The 16,086-nt window shown below is 65.9% G+C and carries 10 protein-coding genes; 6 read left to right on the top strand and 4 right to left on the bottom strand.

The genetic code is table 11. The annotated features are described in order from the left end of the window. The first annotated feature begins 2 nt into the window (after positions 1-2). Positions 3-1,070 carry a maleylacetate reductase gene (locus JQ507_26590; protein ID QRI68459.1) on the top strand — a complete coding sequence of 356 codons (1,068 nt, stop codon included), beginning with the start codon at positions 3-5 and terminating at the stop codon, positions 1,068-1,070. Here the strand turns inward: JQ507_26590 and JQ507_26585 are convergent, their stop codons facing one another. Continuing rightward, entirely contained in the window at positions 1,071-2,525 is a 1,455-nt protein-coding gene (locus JQ507_26585; GenBank protein QRI68458.1) for a beta-glucosidase, read from the bottom strand. A gap of 246 nt (positions 2,526-2,771) precedes the next feature. Between JQ507_26585 and JQ507_26580 the strand changes: the two genes are divergently transcribed. The 5 genes from JQ507_26580 to JQ507_26560 all read left to right on the top strand — a co-directional run bounded on the left by JQ507_26580 (position 2,772) and on the right by JQ507_26560 (position 12,552). Then, complete coding sequence (locus tag JQ507_26580; protein QRI68457.1) at positions 2,772-5,435, top strand: ERAP1-like C-terminal domain-containing protein; 2,664 nt, start codon at positions 2,772-2,774, stop codon at positions 5,433-5,435. Positions 5,436-5,513: 78 nt separating this feature from the next. After that, positions 5,514-7,166: an acetolactate synthase large subunit gene (locus JQ507_26575; protein QRI68456.1), complete on the top strand. Its 1,653-nt coding sequence runs from the start codon at positions 5,514-5,516 to the stop codon at positions 7,164-7,166. A gap of 124 nt (positions 7,167-7,290) precedes the next feature. Beyond that, positions 7,291-8,931 (top strand): alpha-D-glucose phosphate-specific phosphoglucomutase, encoded by a 1,641-nt coding sequence (locus JQ507_26570; protein QRI68455.1) that lies wholly within the window; start codon positions 7,291-7,293, stop codon positions 8,929-8,931. Positions 8,932-9,134: 203 nt separating this feature from the next. Continuing rightward, on the top strand, positions 9,135-10,010 hold the full coding sequence (locus JQ507_26565; GenBank protein QRI68454.1) for a dihydrodipicolinate synthase family protein: 876 nt from the start codon (positions 9,135-9,137) through the stop codon (positions 10,008-10,010). A 214-nt stretch (positions 10,011-10,224) separates the two neighbouring features. Next, positions 10,225-12,552, top strand: coding sequence for a xanthine dehydrogenase family protein molybdopterin-binding subunit (locus JQ507_26560; GenBank protein QRI68453.1), 2,328 nt, complete (start codon positions 10,225-10,227; stop codon positions 12,550-12,552). Between the two features lie 157 nt (positions 12,553-12,709). Here JQ507_26560 and JQ507_26555 read toward each other — a convergent pair whose 3' ends face one another. The 3 genes from JQ507_26555 to JQ507_26545 are packed head-to-tail and all read right to left on the bottom strand — an operon-like array spanning position 12,710 to position 15,928. Continuing rightward, a complete protein-coding gene (locus tag JQ507_26555) occupies positions 12,710-13,906 on the bottom strand; it encodes an acyl-CoA dehydrogenase family protein (protein ID QRI68452.1) in 1,197 nt (398 codons plus the stop codon). Positions 13,907-13,919: 13 nt separating this feature from the next. Further along, positions 13,920-15,065 carry an acyl-CoA dehydrogenase family protein gene (locus tag JQ507_26550; GenBank protein ID QRI68451.1) on the bottom strand — a complete coding sequence of 382 codons (1,146 nt, stop codon included), beginning with the start codon at positions 15,063-15,065 and terminating at the stop codon, positions 13,920-13,922. 8 nt (positions 15,066-15,073) lie between these two features. Continuing rightward, the gene (locus JQ507_26545; GenBank protein QRI68450.1) at positions 15,074-15,928 is read right to left on the bottom strand and encodes an enoyl-CoA hydratase; all 855 of its coding nucleotides are present in this window, start codon (positions 15,926-15,928) and stop codon (positions 15,074-15,076) included. Between the last annotated feature and the right edge of the window lie 158 nt (positions 15,929-16,086).

Here is a 16,086-nt window from a genome sequence, read left to right as displayed (position 1 = left end):
CCATGGCTCAATCATTCATCTATCAAGTCAGCCCGATGCGCGTCGTGTTCGGGACCGGCACGGTCGCGCAGCTGGCGGACGAACTCGATCGTCTCGGCATCGCCCGTGCGCTGGTGCTGGCGAGCCGGCGGCAGCAGGCCGAGCTCGGCGATCTCGCAAGCTTGACCGGCGGCCGCATGGCCGGCGTGTTCGACGGCGCGGTCGTGCACACGCCGGTCGTGGTTACCGAACGCGCCATGCAGTTGGTCCGCGAGTTGAAGCCCGACGGCGTGGTTGCGATCGGCGCCGGCGCCGCGACCGGCCTCAGCAAGGCGATCGCGCTGCGCACCGACCTGCCGCAATTGATCGTGCCGACCAGCTATGCCGGCTCCGAGATGACGCCGGTGCTCGGCGAGACCGTTGATGGCGTCAAGACCACGCAATCGTCGCCGAATATCCTGCCCGAGGCCGTGATCTACGACGTCAACCTGACCCTCTCGATGCCGGCAAAGTTCTCGGCGATATCCGGCCTCAACGCGATCGCCCATGCGGCGGAAGCGCTGTATGCGCGGGATGGCAATCCGATCACCTCGCTGATGGCGGAAGAGGCGATTGCGAAGCTCGCGTCGTCGCTGCCGGAGGTGATCGACCGGCCGCGTGATCTCGACGCGCGCTCGGATGCGCTGTATGGCGCGTGGCTGTGCGCGGTCTGTCTCGGCACTGTCGGCATGGCGCTGCATCACAAGCTCTGCCACACCGTCGGCGCGCTGTTCGACCTGCCGCATGCCGAGACCCACGCGGTGCTGCTGCCGCACACCATCGCCTACAACACGCCGGCCGCACCTGATGCGATCGGCCACGCTGCGAGGGCGCTTGGCGCGGCTGACGCGGCCGATGGTCTGTTCGATCTCTCCGCAAAACTCGGTGCGCCGCGTTCGCTCGCCGAGATAGGCATGCCCGAGGACGGCATTGCCAAGGCCGCCGCGCTTGCTACCAGGAATCCCTACTGGAATCCGCGGCCGATCGAAGAGCGTGGCATCGCCGATCTATTGAAGCGCGCATGGTCCGGCGCGCGGCCGCACGCGGGATGATCAGACGCCGATCGCGTTGCGCGCGATCACGTCGCGATAGAATGCCGCGCTCAGTTTCGGCAGGCGCGCCTGACTCTCGAAATCCACGCGATAGAGGCCGAAGCGTTTCTTGTAGCCGAAGATCCACTCGAAATTGTCCATCAGGCTCCACAGGAAATAGCCTTGGACCGGGACGCCGTCGGCGGTCGCGCGCTGCAACTGGGCGAGGTAGTTGCGCAGGAACATGATGCGGTCGAGGTCGTAGACCTGCCCGTCCGGCTCCACCTTGTCCTCGCCGGACGTGCCGTTCTCGCTGATATAGATGCTCTTGATGTTCCAGAGCTTGGCCGCGATCCGCGGCGCCCAGTAGATCGTCTCTGGCGCGATCCGCAGCCAATCGGAATTCATATGCGGGAACGAGGCCGGCATCGGCAGCGGCTTCCAGCCGGGCGCGCTGTCGGTGGCGAGGACATAGCAGTGCGGCGCGTAGATGTTGAGCCCGACGAAATCGTTGGGCTGCGCGATGATCTTCAGGTCCTCGGCGGTGAATTTGGGCGCATCAGTGCCGGCATATTGCAGGAAGGCCTCGGTGTACTTGCCTTCGAGCAGAACGCCGAGAAAGCCCGCGTTCAACTCGCGCGTGGCGATCTCGGTGGCGCGGATGTGCTCCGGCGTGTTGATCGCCGGCACGCAGGCGGTGATGTTCTCGGCCGGTCCGACCCGCGTGCCGGCGCGGCCCTTGGCGCGGATCGCCTGCACCGCGAGGCCATGCGCCAGCGCGACGTGGTGGCGCGCCTGGTTCACCTCGGCCGGCGGCAGCGTCAGCCCCGGCGCGTCGACGCCGAGCGCATAGCCGAAGGGGAGGAAACGCCCGACCTCGTTGAGGGTGAAGATGTTCTTGACCCGGTCGGTCAGGCGCTGCGCGACATAGCCGGCATAGTCGCCGAATGCCTTCGAGGTGTCGCGCGAGCGCCAGCCGCCGACACGGTCCTGCAACGCCTGCGGCAGGTCCCAGTGATAGAGCGTGGCATAGGGCTCGATGCCGTTGGCGAGCAGTTCGTCGACCAGGCGGTTGTAGAAGTCGAGGCCCCTCGGGTTCGGTGGGCCGTCTCCGTCGGGAAACACCCGCGGCCAGGCGATCGAGAACCGGTAGGCTTTGGCGCCGAGTTCCTTGATGAGGCGGACATCCTCCTTGTAGCGGTGATAATGGTCGTTGGCGCGGTCGCCGGTCGAGCCGTCCTCGATCTTGCCTGATCTATGGGTGAATGTGTCCCAGATCGACGGGCCGCGGCCGTCCTCGTTGACCGCGCCCTCGACCTGGTAGGACGAGGTCGCGGTGCCCCAGACGAACCCCGGTGGAAAGTTCGCGCCGTCAGGCCGTGGGGCGTGGTTCGCCGCCTCACCGGGGGCCGACAGGCCGAGCGCCGAGAGGCCTGCTAGGCCCGCGAATTGCCGGCGCGAGAATTTTTCGAACATTGTTGTCTCCGGTCGCCGGCCGTCGCGGCTGGATGCCGACGACAAGTTAACCTTCCCCGCCGTCGCGCAACAAGGGCCGATTGGCCGGAGTGGCGCAGCGATTGTCCGCCGGTCAATCGGGACCTTTGCGATCTCAATGTCGCGGAGTTGTCAGTTTTGCGGCAACATTTTCTCTACTAGATTGGTTGCTACGTCCCTCCGCAATGACCTCCGAGAATCCCCGAGGTTCCTCATGAGCCGCGCGCGATGAACAAGCTTGCAACCGATGTCCGAACCGCTCTGCTGCGTCGTCTTGCCACGGCGATCGGCTTGCTGCTGGTCACATTTGCCGGCGCACAGGCCGAGCAGACGTTCTCGTTCGACAGCACGCCCGGAAAGTTGCCGAAGACGGTCGTCCCGTTGCGTTACTCGATCCGGCTTTCGCCTGACTTCACCACCCTGGCATTGCACGGCAACGAGATCATCGACATTGAGGTGGGGGCGCCGACTGCGCAGCTGACGCTGAATGCAATCAACACCACATTCGAAGTCGTCAGCGTCGATGGGACCCAGACTGCTGACGTCGCGACCGATGCGGCCGCGCAGACGGCGACGTTCAGCTTCGCCGAGCCGCTCGCTGCGGGGCGGCACAGGCTCGCCATCGCGTTCACGGCGCAGATCAACAGGTTTGGCACGGGATTGTTTGTGGTCGACTATCCGACCAAGGCCGGCACCAAGCGGCTGATCTCGAGCAAGCTGGAGCCCGCTGACGCGCGGCGAATCTTTCCCTGCTGGGATGAACCGGCATTCAAGGCGAGCTTTGAGCTGGCCGTCATAATTCCAAAGAACCTACTGGCGGTTGGTAACATGCCCGTTGCCGAAGAGCAGCCGCTCGCCGACAATTCCAAGATCGTCGCGTTCGCGCCGACGCCGAAGATGTCGAGCTATCTGTTCGTGCTCACGATCGGCGAGCTTGAACGTGTCACCGCTGATGCCGGCGGCGTCACGGTTGGCGTGGTGACGACGGCGGGCAAGAGCGGGCAGGGCCAGTTTGCGCTCGACAGCGCGGTGAAACTGCTCGGCTACTACAACGACTATTTCGGCGTGAAATATCCGCTGCCGAAGCTCGATTTGATCGCCGTTCCCGGCGGGTTCGGCGGCGCGATGGAGAATTGGGGCGGCATCACCTTCTTCGAGAGCCGGCTGCTGTTCGATCCCGCGACCAATGCGGAGACCGCCAAGCGCGGCATCTTCGGCATTATCGCGCACGAGATGGCGCATATGTGGTTCGGCGATCTCGTCACCATGGCGTGGTGGGACAATCTCTGGCTCAACGAAGGCTTTGCCAGCTGGATGGCGACCAAGGCCTCGGAGCAGTTCTATCCACAATGGCAGAGCTGGCTGAACGGCTATGGCGCCAAGCAGTTCGCCATGGCGCTCGATGCGCGCCGCACCTCGCATCCGGTGCAGCAGCCGATCGCCGATCACAGTGAGGCGGTCACGGCGTTCGATGCCATCACCTACAACAAGGGGCAGGCGCTGATCCGGATGCTGGAGAATTATCTCGGCGAGCAACCGTTCCGCGACGGCATCCGCAAATACATGGCCGCGCACGCCTACAGCAATTCCACCACGGCCGATCTCTGGCAGGCGCTCGAACAATCCGGCGGCAAACCGATCACCGGCATCGCCGCCTCCTTCACCGAACAGGACGGCGTGCCGCTGGTCGTGGCCGAGACCGCCTGCGATGGCGACGCGCAGCGCCTGACGTTGCGGCAGGACCGCTTCGCGATCGCGGCGGCCAACGATCCGCCGCTGCCGGCTCACAGCTGGCAGATCCCGGTTGCGGCCGGCCCGGTGCACGGCAGGGCCCTTGACGAGATCCTGCTGAAAGGCAGCGCCGATATTGCGGCCGGCGCTTGCGGCGATGCGATCAAGGTCAATCTCGGGGACGTCGGCTACTACAGGGTCGAATACGGGCCGAAGAACCGCGCGGCATTGCTGAACGCATTCCCGCAAATGCAGGTCGATGACCGGCTCAATGTCGTCACCGACAGCTGGGCACTGGTGCAGGCCGGCCGCGCCGAGCCGCCATCCTACCTCGCGCTGCTCGACGCGCTCGATGCCGGCGACCGTCGTGCGGTGTGGGACCAGGCGATCTCGTCGCTTCTCACGCTCAACCGCCTGTCGCGCGACCGCGCCGAGCGGCCGGTGATCCAGGCCTATGCCCGAGCGAAGCTGCGCCCGGTGTTCGATCGGATCGGATCGGACGGCCACGGAGCGGGCGACGACGACACCGCGCTGCTGCGTGCGAGCCTGATCTCGGCGCTTGGCGATCTCGGTGACGCCGCCGTGGTGGCCGAGGCGAAGCGTCGCTTCGCGGCATTCCTCGATGATTCCAACGCGCTGCCGACCACGCTGCGCGATGCCGTCACCCATGTCGTCGGCATCACCGCCGATCGGACCACCTATGACAGACTGCTGACCCTGGCGCGCAACAGTACGGTCACCAATGAGCGGCTGCGCTATTACTTCGCCGCCGCCGGCGCCCGCGATGCCGAACTGGCGCACGCAACGCTCGCGTTGACACTGACCAACGAACTGCCGGATACGATCGTTGCCGGAATGATCGGCGCCGTTGCATCCGCGGGCGAGCAGCCGCAGCTTGCGTGGGACTTCGTCCAGGCCAATTTCGACGCACTACTCGCCAAGCAGGGGCCGAACTTCCGCGACCAGTTCGTGCCGAACTTCATGACCAATTTTACCGATCAGGCCCATGCTGTGGAGCTTGCCGCCTTCGCCCCGTCGCAATCGACCAGCGGTGGCCGGGTGATGGTGGCGCGCGCTTTGCAGGCGATCGCGATCTCGGCCGATCTCTCCCAGCGGGTGCTCCCTGCCGCCGACGCCTGGATCAGGGCGCACAAGCCGTGAGATCGCGAGGGAGTTTCCGGCGGCGCGCGATGCGGCTATGCTCGGTGCGCGGCATGCAATCAACAATGTGAGGCTGAGATGGTCAAAGGTTCCGATTTGCTGGTCGCGGCGCTCGAGAACGAGGGCGTGGAGCGGGTGTTCGGGGTTCCCGGCGAGGAGAATCTCGACGTCGTCGAGAGCCTGCGCAAATCCTCGATCAAGCTGATCGTGACCCGCCACGAGCAGGCGGCCGCCTTCATGGCCGCGACCTACGGCCGGCTGACCGGAAAGCCCGGCGTCTGCATCACGACGCTCGGCCCGGGCGCGCTCAATTTGACCACCGGCGCGGCCTACGCGCTGCTCGGCGCGATGCCGATGGTGATGCTCACCGGGCAGAAGGGCATCTTGAGCAGCCGGCAGGCCAAGTTCCAGATCGTCGACATCGTCAACACGTTCCGACCGCTGACCAAGCTGTCGCTGCAGATCGTCAGCGGCGCGACGATTCCGACGCTGGTCCGCGACGCGTTCCGGATCGCGACGCAGGAACGGCCGGGGCCGGTGCTGCTCGAACTGCCGGAGGACATCGCGGGCGAGGAGACCGCACCGGTCGAGCTGGTGCATCCGCATCCGATTGAAATTCCGATCGCGCACGCCGCCGCGCTCGACCGCGCCGCCGACATGATCCTGAAGGCGCAGCGTCCGCTGATCATGCTCGGTGCTGCGGCATCGCGCCCGCGCTCGACCGCGGGCATCGGCGACTTCGTGCGGCGGACCAAGATCCCGTTCTTCACCACCCAGATGGGCAAGGGCACGGTGTCCGGCGGCACCAATCAATACATGGGGACCGCGGCGCTGAGCGAGCGCGACTATGTGCATGAGGCGATCGACCGCGCCGACCTGATCATCGCGATCGGTCATGACACGATCGAGAAGCCGCCCTTCATCATGGGGCCGAAGGGCCCCCAGGTGGTCCATGTCAGCTACATGCCGGCCAATGTCGAGCAGGTCTACTTCCCGCAATGCGAGGTGATCGGCGATGTCGGGCCGAGCCTCGAATTGCTGGCTGACCGGCTCGAGGGCAAGCTGCCTCATGCCAGCGCGCTGCTCAGCCTGCGCGAGAGCATTCTGGCCAAGATCACCGACCGCGCTACCGAGGGCCGCTGGCCGCCGACGCCGCAGCGTATCGTGCACGATGTGCGGCAGGTGATCCCGGAAGACGGCATCGTCGCGCTCGACAACGGCATGTACAAGATCTGGTTCGCGCGCAACTACCGCACGCTGCTGGCGAATTCGCTGCTGCTCGACAACGCGCTCGCCACCATGGGCGCCGGCCTGCCGTCGGCGATGATGGCGGCAATGCTGTATCCGAAGACCCGCGTGCTCGCAGTGTGCGGCGACGGCGGCTTCATGATGAATTCGCAGGAGCTGGAGACCGCGGTCCGCCTCAAGCTCAATCTGGTGATCCTGATCCTGGAAGACTCCGCCTACGGCATGATCCGCTGGAAGCAGGCGGTCGACAATTTCCCGGATTTCGGCCTCACCTTCGGCAATCCGGATTTTGTCAAATACGCCGAAAGCTACGGCGCCAAGGGCTCGCGGATCGAGAGCACCGAGGCGATCGTCCCGACGCTCGAGCGGGCGTTCTCCGGCGGCGGCGTGCACCTCGTCGTGGTGCCGATCGACTATACCGAGAACAAGCGGGTGCTGGTCGACGAGCTGCGCGAGAAGGTGCAGCAGATCGACGTCGAATAGCGGATTGCCGCTGACGGCAAGGAACGAAAAGCGCTCGGCTTGATTGAACGTTAGCCACCATGGTAGCACGCCGCAACATCACCCGTTGTGCTGATGTCCGGCGATACCAGATCTGAGAGGTCACGTGACTGCACCAAATCCTGCCGCCGGCAAACCCATCGATCCCTCAGCGCTCGCCAATGTGCCGCGGCTGGTCACGGCGTATTTCGCCGGAAAGCCGGACCCCAGCGATCCCACCCAGCGGGTTGCGTTCGGCACCTCGGGCCATCGCGGCTCGTCGCTGAAGAATTCGTTCAACGAGGACCACATCCTCGCCACCACGCAGGCGATCTGCGATTACCGCCGCGAGAAGGGCCTGACCGGGCCGCTGTTCATCGGCATCGACACCCATGCGCTGGCTGAGCCGGCGCTGGCCAGCGCGGTGGAAGTGTTCGCGGCCAACGGCGTCGAGATCATGATCGACGCGCAAGGCGGCTACACCCCGACGCCGGTGATCTCGCACGCCATCCTGAGCTACAACAGGGGACGCAGCACGGGTCTGGCTGACGGCGTCGTCATCACGCCGTCACATAACCCGCCGGAGGACGGCGGCTACAAATACAATCCTCCGCATGGCGGGCCGGCCGATACCGACGTCACCGGCGTGGTCGAGAAGAACGCCAACCGCTACATCGAGGCCGGGCTCAAGGGCGTCGCGCGGATGCCGTATGACCGCGCCCGCAAGGCCGCAACCACGCATCTGCACGACTACATCACGCCCTATGTCGCCGATCTCGGTAACACCGTCGATCTCGCGCTGATCAAGTCGGCCGGCGTCAGGATCGGCATCGATCCGCTCGGCGGCGCGGCGGTGCATTACTGGCAACCGATCATCGCGCGCTACGGCATCAACGCGTCAGTGGTCAACACTGCGGTCGATCCGACCTTCCGTTTCATGACCGCGGACTGGGACGGCAAGATCCGGATGGATTGCTCGTCGCCTTACGCGATGGCCAGCCTGATCGGGATGCGCGACCGCTTCGACGTCGCCTTCGCCAACGATACCGACGCCGACCGCCATGGCATCGTCACGCGCTCCAACGGGCTGATGAACCCGAACCATTTCCTCGCCACCGCGATCGCCTATCTGTTCGCGCACCGGCCGCAATGGAGCGGGGATGCCGCGATCGGCAAGACCATCGTGTCGAGCTCGATCATCGATCGCGTCGCCAAGAAGCTGGGCCGCAAGCTGGCCGAGACGCCGGTCGGCTTCAAATGGTTCGTCGACGGGCTCGGCAGCGGCGGCTTCGGCTTCGCCGGCGAGGAGAGCGCAGGCGCTTCGTTCCTGAAGCGCGACGGTTCGGCCTGGACCACCGACAAGGACGGCGTCATCCTCGGCCTGTTGGCGGCCGAGATCATCGCCAGGACCGGACGCGACCCCAGCGAATTGTTCAACGAGCTGACCGCCGAGCTCGGCGTGCCCTATTACGAGCGCATCGACGTCGCGGCGACGCCGAAGCAGAAGAGCGCCCTGAAAGCACTTGGCCCCGAGCAGCTCAACATGACCGAGCTCGCCGGCGATCCGGTGCGCGCGGTCCGCACCAGGGCGCCCGGCAACGACCAGCCGTTCGGCGGCATCAAGGTCGAGAGCGACGCCGGCTGGTTCGCCGCGCGTCCCTCCGGCACTGAAGATGTCTACAAGATCTACGCCGAAAGCTTCCGCGGGCCGGATCATCTGAACAAGATCCAGGGCGACGCGCAGGCCGCGATCGCCAAGGTGTTCTGAGGGCGCGCCGGCGCTGTTCGCGCGGCAGGGCTGGCAGCTGCCGAAATCGAGCGGCCGAATCTACGATGCCGGCAAGGCCGAACGGCTGCTCGGTTTCCGCGCGGTAACCGATTTTGCGGCGGTGCTCGGCGCCCTGCGCGGCGGCGAGCCGCTTCCCTTCGCGCACGATCCCGATTATGTCTCGCCCTCAGCGAGGCTCGCACATGGCTGATTTCCACGGCGTCTTTCCGTATCTGGTGTCCCCGGTCGATCCAGCCGGCCATGTCCGCACCGAGGTGCTGGGCCGGCTCTGCGACGATCTGATCAAGGCCGGCGTCCATGGGCTGACACCGCTCGGCTCGACCGGCGAGTTCGCCTATCTCAACAACGCCCAGCGCATGCAGGTGGTGGCGACCACGATCGAGGCCGCGCAGGGCCGTGTGCCTGTGGTTGCGGGCGTCGCCTCCACCGCGACGGCCGATGCGGTGGCGCAGGCCAAGGCCTATCAGAAGCGGGGCGCTGCCGGCATTCTCGCGATCCTGGAGGCGTATTTTCCGCTCAATGACGCCCAGGTGGAATCCTATTTCCGCGCCATTGCCGACGCCGTCGATATTCCGGTGGTGATCTACACCAATCCGAATTTCCAGCGCTCCGACCTCACGCTCGACGTCATTGCGCGCCTCGCCCAGCACCCGCGCATCGGCTACATCAAGGACGCCTCGACCAATACCGGCCGGCTGCTGTCGATCATGAACCGCTGCGGCGACAGCCTGAAGGTGTTCTCGGCGTCAGCCCATATTCCGGCCGCCGTGATGCTGATCGGCGGCCATGGCTGGATGGCGGGCCCGGCCTGCATCATCCCGCGGCAGAGCGTCGAGCTCTACAATCTCTGCCGCCGCGCCCGCTGGGACGAGGCGATGGTCCTGCAGCGCAAGCTGTGGCGTATCAACGAGGCGTTCGCCCGCTTCAACCTCGCCGCCTGCATCAAGGCCGGGCTCGCGAGCCAGGGCTACGATGTCGGCGACCCCGTGCCGCCGCAGGCGCCGCTGACGGCCGAGCAGTGCAAGGTGGTCGAGGCAGCCCTGCGCGATCTCGCCTGAAACTGGCTTGCGCGTTGCGGGCGCTCTCACCACTTCGTCGTTCCGGGGCGAGGCGAAGCCTCGAGCCCGGAATCCATTGGACCGTATGCTTCGTGGAGGAATGGATTCCGGGCTCGCGCCAAGGGGGCGCGCCCCGGAATGACGCTGGTGGTGGTTGTCTAAAGCCAGCAATCCGTTAAAACCCGCCGAAATTTCTGAACTCAAGGACCCTGCGATGAACATTCTTCCCGGCAATATGCGTTTCGGTGCGGGCCAGCCAGTCAAGCGTCTGGAAGACCAGCGGCTGGTCACCGGGAAGGGGCATTTCATCGACGACAAGCCGCAGGACGGCACGCTCTGGCTGCACGTACTGCGCTCGCCGCATGCCCACGCCAACATCAAGTCGATCGATGTCAAGGCGGCGCTGGAGATGCCGGGAGTCAAGGCGGTCTATACCGGTGCCGATCTCGTCAAGGACGATATCGGCACGCTGCCGACGCTCGCGATCTTCAAGCGGCCCGACGGTTCGCCGATGACCGTGCCGCCGCGGCGCCTGCTGGCGCACGAGGTGGTGCGCTACGCCGGCGAGGGCGTTGCGGCTGTTGTGGCGACCTCGCGGACGCTGGCGCAGACCGCCGCGGAAGCGATCGAGATCGATTACGAGGTGCTGCCCTCGGTGGTCGATCCGGTCGAGGCGGTCAAGCCTGGCGCGCCCGTGGTCTGGCCGGAGGCGCCCGACAACATCGTCGCTGCGATGAGCTATGGCGACGCCGCCAAGGTCGAGGCAGCTTTTGCCAGCGCCGCGCACAAGGTATCGCTCGACCTGATCAGCCAGCGCCTGGTGCCATCGGCGATGGAGCCGCGCTCGACCATCGCCGAGATCGAGAAGAAGACCGGACGGCTCATCCTCCACGTGCAATCGCAGACCCCGGGCTCGACCCGCGATCTCCTCGCGGAATCGATCCTGAAGCGGCCGAAGGACAGCGTGCGGGTGCTGGTCGGCGATATCGGCGGCGGCTTCGGCCAGAAGACCAGCCTCTATCCGGAAGACGGCATCGTCGCCTATGCCGCGACCAAGCTGAACGAGACGATCCGCTGGCGCGGCGACCGCACCGACGAGTTCGTCGGCGGCACCCACGGCCGCGACCTCACCTCGACCGGCGAGTTCGCGCTCGACGCCAAGGGCCGCGTGCTGGCCTACCGGGTGCGCTCGATCGGCGGCACCGGCGCCTATTCCTCGGGCACCGCCAACATCATTCCGCTGGTGCTCGGCCCGTTCGTGCAGACTGGCGTCTACGACCTGCCGCTGGTGCATTTCGAGGTGAAGTCGGTGATGACCCACACCGCGCCGGTCGGTGCCTATCGCGGCGCCGGCAGGCCCGAGGCCGTGTTCATCGTCGAGCGGCTGTTTGACGCCGCCGCGCGCCAGATCGGCATGGACCCGCGCACCATCCGCAAGGTCAACTACATCAAGCCGGCGCAGCTGCCCTACACCAATGCGGTCGGGCAGGTGTACGATTCCGGCGCGTTCGCCCACATGCTGGAGCGCGCGTCCGATCTCGCCGACTGGAACGGCTTTGCCGCGCGCAAGAAGGCGGCCAAGAAGAAGGGCCTGCTCTATGGCCGCGGCCTGACCAGCTACATCGAATGGACCGGCGGCCGCGCCCCCACCGAGAACGTCTCGCTGCATGCGACCGCCGAAGGCCGCATCGTGCTGCATTCCGGCACCATGGCGATGGGGCAGGGGCTCGCGACCACCTATACCCAGATGATTTCAGATGCGCTCGGCATCGGCATGGACAAGATCGACGTGATCCAGGGCGACACGGACCTTGCCACCGGCTTCGGCAGCGTCGGCTCGCGCTCGCTGTTCGTCGGCGGCACCGCGGTTGCGGTCTCCGCCAACGACATGATCAACAAGGCGCGCGACAAGGCCTCCCATTTGCTGGAGGCCTCGGTCGGCGACATCGAGTATCGCGACGGCTTCCTCACCGTGGTCGGCACCGACAGGCGCATCAGCCTGTTCGAGATCGCGAGGAAAGAAAGCGGCGCGAAACTCTCGGTCGAGAGTGAGGGCAATGTCGACGGCCCGAGCTGGCCGAACGGCACGCATATTTGCGAGGTCGAGATCGATCCCGAGACCGGCGTCACGCGCGTGGTGCGCTACACCACGGTCGACGACGTCGGCGTCGCGGTCAATCCGATGCTGGTGACCGGGCAGGTGCATGGCGGCGTCGTCCAGGGCATCGGCCAGGCGCTGTACGAAGGCGTGGCCTACAGCGAGGAGGGCCAACTTCTGACCGCAAGCTATCAGGACTATTGTATCCCGCGCGCCTCAGACGTTCCCCCGATGTCAGTGACGCTCGATCCCTCCGCGCCGTGCAAGACCAATCCGCTGGGCGCCAAGGGCTGCGGCGAGTCCGGCGCGATCGGCGGGCCGCCCTGCATCACCAACGGCGTGATGGATGCGCTGAGCGAGGTCGGGATCACCCAGCTCAACACGCCGCTGACGCCGGTGAAGATCTGGCAGGCGATCAGGGACGCGAAGGTTGGGGCGGCGTAAGGCCGTTCTCTGTCCACCCGTCATTCCGGGCGCGCGTAAGCGCGAGCCCGGAATCCATCGCGCCACACGCCATGCGGCCTGATGGATTCCGGGCTCATCGCTCCGCGATGCCCTCAGATGCGCAATTGCGCATCGGGGAATGACGAGGCAGAGTGCCTTACAATCCCAGCACCATCTTCGCGATGATGTCGCGCTGGATCTCCGACGAGCCGCCGAAGATCGTATACGCCCGCCCGTTGAGATATTCCGGGACCACCGGCAATAGCTCCTCGGGAATCGCCGGCTCGTGGTTGAGCCGGTAGAACGGCCGCGCCGGCTCGACGGCAAGGCCGTCCTGGCCGATCACGTCGACGCCGAGCCGCGTCACCGCCTGGCGGATCTCGCTGACGCGGAGCTTGATCAGCGACGATACCGCGCCGGGATTCTGCCCGGTCTGCAGCGCCGACAGCACCCTGAGCTCGGTCATCTCCAGCGCGTCGATATCGACCTCGACCTCCGACATCCGGATCGCGATGTCGGGGTCCTCGATGGCTCGGCCGGTGACATCGGAGCCTGCGAGATCGGAGATCGTCTTCAGCGCCTCGCGCAGTTTTGCAGATGCGATCCCGGAGCCGCGCTCGAACTCGAGCAGGTACTTGCCGTAGGTCCAGCCCTTGCCTTCCTCGCCGACGCGGTTGGCGACCGGCACCCGGACGTCGTCGAAGAACACCTGGTTGACCTCGTGGTCGCCGCCGATGGTCAGGATCGGGCGCGTGGTGATGCCCGGCGTCTTCATGTCGATCAGGATGAAGCTGATGCCATCCTGCTGCCGCTCGCCGTCGCTGGTGCGAACCAGCGCGAACATGCGGTTGGCGTGGTGCGCATGCGTGGTCCAGATCTTGGTGCCGTTGATGACGTAGTCGTCGCCGTCGCGCACTGCGCGGGTCTTCAGCGATGACAGGTCGGAGCCCGAGCCCGGCTCGGAATAGCCCTGGCACCAGTAATCCTCGCCGGAGAGAATCCGCGGCAGATAGAAGTTCTGCTGCTCCGGCGAGCCGAAACCGATGATGACGGGGCCGACCATCTTCACGCCCATCACGTTGACATTCGGCACGCCGGCGCGGGCGCATTCGGCCTCGAAGATCCAGCGCTGCGCCGGCGTCCAGTCCGGCCCGCCATGTTCCACCGGCCAGCCCGGCGCGCCCCAGCCCTTCTTGTGCAGCGCGCGTTGCCAGGCCATGCCGATATCGGGGTCGGAGAACACCGACGGAGTCAGCGCGGTGGCGCGCTTCATCTCCGGCGTCAGGCTACTGGCGATATAGTCGCGGACTTCCTGTTCGAAGGCGCGCTCTTCGGCGCTGAAGGTGAGATCCATGATGCGCTCTCCGTTACGCGTGGGCGCGGCCGCTCAGCGCGGCGTGGCGGCGATAATGATGGGCGCTGCCGCCGAACAGCGTGTCGAAGGCGAGCAGCCGCTTGAAATAGGCGCCGATGTCGAGCTCCTCGGTGACGCCCATGGCGCCGTGCAGCTGCACCGCCTGCTCGGCGACGAAACGCGCGCATTTGCCGATCTTCGCCTTGGCGCCGGAGGCGGCACGGCCGCGGGCCACGGGCTCGGCGTTGGCCATCAGCGCCGCGCGGAGCGCCATCGAGCGCGCCTCGTCGACCTGCATCGCCACGTCGGCAAGGCGATGGCGGATCACCTGGTTGGCCGACAGCGGACGGCCGAACTGTTTTCGAATCTTGGTGTATTCGAGCGTGGTGTCGAGCAGCGTCTGCATGATGCCGACCGCCTCCGCGCCGAGCGCCGCCATCGCATGGTCGACCACGGTTTCGATCGCGGGCAGCGCGTCGCTGCCGTCGCCGAGCAACGCATCGGCGGGCAGTTGCACGTCCCTGAGATCGAGATTGCAGCCGCGCCCGCCGCCGAGCCGCGCATAGTCGCGCAGAGTGAGGCCGGGCGCACCGGTCGGCACCAGGAACAGGGCGAGCTTGCCGGATGCGCCATTGGCGTTGGCAACGCGGGCGGACACGATGATCTGGCCGGCGGCCGCGCCGTCGAGCACGGCGATCTTGCTGCCGTTCAGCCGCCAGCCGCCGGCGGTCTTGGTGGCTGTCGTGTCGACATGGGCGAGGTCGAAGCGCGCAGCGCGTTCCGAATGTGCAAAGGCGAGCGTCAGCGCACCTTCGGCGACCCTGGGCAGGATCGCCTGCTGCTGTGCCTCGGTGCCGCATTCGGCGACCAGGGCTGCGCCGATCACCACCGTGGAGAGGAACGGCTCGGACACGAGCCCGCGGCCGAACGCTTCCATCAACAGCCCGATCTCGATCGCGCCGCCGCCGAGCCCGCCATGGGCCTCGCTGATCGGCAGCGCCAGCCAGCCGAGCTCGGCGAATTGCTTCCAGATGTCGGGCGAATAGCCCAGCGGATCGTTCACCGCCTTCTTGCGATGCTCCGATGTGAAGGTTTCCGCCACGAAGCGGTCGGCACTTTCGCGCAGCAGGCGCTGCTCGTCACTGAGGGTGAGGTCCATCTGGCTTTCTACACGTTGGCGGTTTTCTTGACGGAGGGATGCAGACCCGCGGGGTCTACCACCATGCCGAATTCCTGAAGGTTGTGGGCGTGGCAGAGCTGATGCAGCGCGAAGGCCTGATCGATCGCGGCCGGCTGCCCCATGATGTCGATCGAGCGGTTCACCGCCTCCTTGCTCAGCTTCAGCGCAAAAGCGGGTTTTGCGGCGATCCTGCGCGCCAGCGCCAGCGTGAACGACGAGAGATCGCCGCGCGGCACCACATGGTTGACCATGCCGAGGCGATGTGCCTCGTCGGCGCTCCAGACATCGGCAGTGAACAGCATCTCCTTGGCCTTGCGCGCACCGAGTTCCCAGGGATGCACGAACCATTCGACGCCGCAGACGCCCATCGTCACAACGGGATCGCAGAACTCGGCGTCATGGCTCGCGACGATCAGGTCGCAGGCCCAGGCCAGCATCAGCCCGCCGGCAATGCACTTGCCGTGGATTTCCGCGATCGTCGGTTTTGCCAAATTGCGCCAGCGCCGTGTGATCTGCAGGTAGATCTCCTGCTCGCGCGCGAAACGGCCGTGGGCATTGGGTTCGGCGAAGCCGCCCCAATTTCCGACTGGCGGGAAATCGACGCCCGCCTCGTTCTTGCCGGCCGGCCGCAGATCGTGACCGGCCGAGAAATGCGGGCCATTGCCGGCGAGGATGATGACCTTGACCGCATCGTCCTGCACCGCCTTGTCGAAGGCGGCGTTGAGGTCGTAGGTCATCTGCAGGTTCTGGGCGTTGCGCGCCTCAGGGCGGTTCATCACGATCCGCGTAACCGCAGGGTCGGGCCGCTCGACAACGATCGTCTCGAATTGTTCAGATACCAATGGATCCTCCCGGGATCGATTTTTCCGCCATGATGAACGGCGCGGGGAGGGATAGGCAAGGGCCATCATCCGCAAAACAAGGCGCGAAATCCGCACCACGGGATTATCGGGCGAAAATCTGTTACCGTGTTGGGGAATCCACCGGGAGGACCATCTTC

The sequence above is a fragment of the Bradyrhizobium sp. PSBB068 genome (assembly GCA_016839165.1).
In the GTDB taxonomy this organism is placed as follows: Bacteria; Pseudomonadota; Alphaproteobacteria; order Rhizobiales; family Xanthobacteraceae; genus Bradyrhizobium.
This window is presented reverse-complemented; position numbering and strand designations above follow the sequence as displayed.

What these genes read in the sequence shown, in the direction of transcription:
- JQ507_26555 (QRI68452.1), bottom strand. Translation starts at nt 13,906, where the DNA reads ATGGATCTCACCTTCAGCGCCGAAGAGCGCGCCTTCGAACAGGAAGTC.
- JQ507_26580 (QRI68457.1), top strand. Translation starts at nt 2,772, where the DNA reads ATGAACAAGCTTGCAACCGATGTCCGAACCGCTCTGCTGCGTCGTCTT.
- JQ507_26575 (QRI68456.1), top strand. Translation starts at nt 5,514, where the DNA reads ATGGTCAAAGGTTCCGATTTGCTGGTCGCGGCGCTCGAGAACGAGGGC.
- JQ507_26590 (QRI68459.1), top strand. Translation starts at nt 3, where the DNA reads ATGGCTCAATCATTCATCTATCAAGTCAGCCCGATGCGCGTCGTGTTC.
- JQ507_26565 (QRI68454.1), top strand. Translation starts at nt 9,135, where the DNA reads ATGGCTGATTTCCACGGCGTCTTTCCGTATCTGGTGTCCCCGGTCGAT.
- JQ507_26585 (QRI68458.1), bottom strand. Translation starts at nt 2,525, where the DNA reads ATGTTCGAAAAATTCTCGCGCCGGCAATTCGCGGGCCTAGCAGGCCTC.
- JQ507_26560 (QRI68453.1), top strand. Translation starts at nt 10,225, where the DNA reads ATGAACATTCTTCCCGGCAATATGCGTTTCGGTGCGGGCCAGCCAGTC.
- JQ507_26550 (QRI68451.1), bottom strand. Translation starts at nt 15,065, where the DNA reads ATGGACCTCACCCTCAGTGACGAGCAGCGCCTGCTGCGCGAAAGTGCC.